Origin of the sequence: Streptomyces sp. M-16 (genome assembly GCF_052114405.1) — a bacterium.
Lineage (GTDB): Bacteria > Actinomycetota > Actinomycetes > Streptomycetales > Streptomycetaceae > Streptomyces.
In genome coordinates, this window is record NZ_JBFRER010000184.1 from 1 (window position 1) to 1,002 (window position 1,002).

1 protein-coding gene is annotated in these 1,002 nt (G+C 74.0%); it reads left to right on the plus strand.

Annotated features, from left to right (window positions below; genetic code table 11):
* The coding region (locus tag AB4039_RS39810; RefSeq protein ID WP_442273068.1) for a beta-ketoacyl reductase at positions 1-967 on the plus strand (967 nt) is incomplete at its 5' end.
* Between the last annotated feature and the right edge of the window lie 35 nt (positions 968-1,002).

Sequence of the window (1,002 nt, forward strand, 5' to 3'; positions counted from 1 at the left end):
GCATTCGTCCTCTACTCCTCCCTACTCCTCCATCGCCGGCACCCTCGGCACCCCCGGCCAAGCCAACTACGCAGCCGCCAACACCTACCTCGACGCCCTCGCCACCCACCGACACAACCAAGGCCTCCCCGCCACCTCCCTCGCCTGGGGACTCTGGGAGGAGGAGAGCGACCTCACCCGGTCGCTCGGCACGAGCGAGCGGGCCCGGCTGGGCCGGATGGCCATAGCGGCGATCCCCTCGGCGGAGGGGCTGGCGCTGTTCGACGCCTGTCTCGCACGCGGCGCCGCGCTGTCGGCTCCCGTACGGCTCGACATGAGGGAACTGCGCGACCGCTCCGCGTCGGGCGAACTCCCGCACCTGTACCGGGGTCTGGTGCGGGCACCGGCCGCCGGTACACCTGCGGAGGCCCGGCCCTCGGCGACCGGGGCCGCCGGGGTCACAGGGGTGCGGGAACAGCTCCTGGGCATGGCAGGCGCCGAACGCACCCGTTTCCTGGGTGAACTGGTGAACCGTCATGTGGCCCAGGTCCTGGGGCACGCCTCGCCGGCCACGGTGGAGGCCGGGCGCGGTCTGCTGGACATGGGCATCGACTCGCTGTCCGCCGTCGAGCTGCGCAACCGGCTGAACGGGGCGACCGGGCTGCGGCTGCCGACGACCCTGGCCTTCGACTATCCGACGCCCGCCGCGATCGCCGAGCACCTGGCGGAGCGGTTCGCCGAGGAGATGCCGAGCGCGGCCCTGTCGTCGCTCGACGCCCTGGAGGCGGGCTTCGAGGAGATCTCCGGCGACGCGGACCAGCGGTCCCGGGTGCGGGCCCGGCTGGAGGCGTTCCTGAGCAGGCTCGCCACCGCCGCGGACGGGCCGGACGGCAGCGCCGACCCGGACGGGCAGGGGGCCTTCCCCGACGGGCTGGACGCCGCCGCCGACGAGGACCTCTTCGAATTCATCGACAGCGACCTCGACTGACGGGCCCGTTCCACCGCGGAGGGCGGACCGGCGGC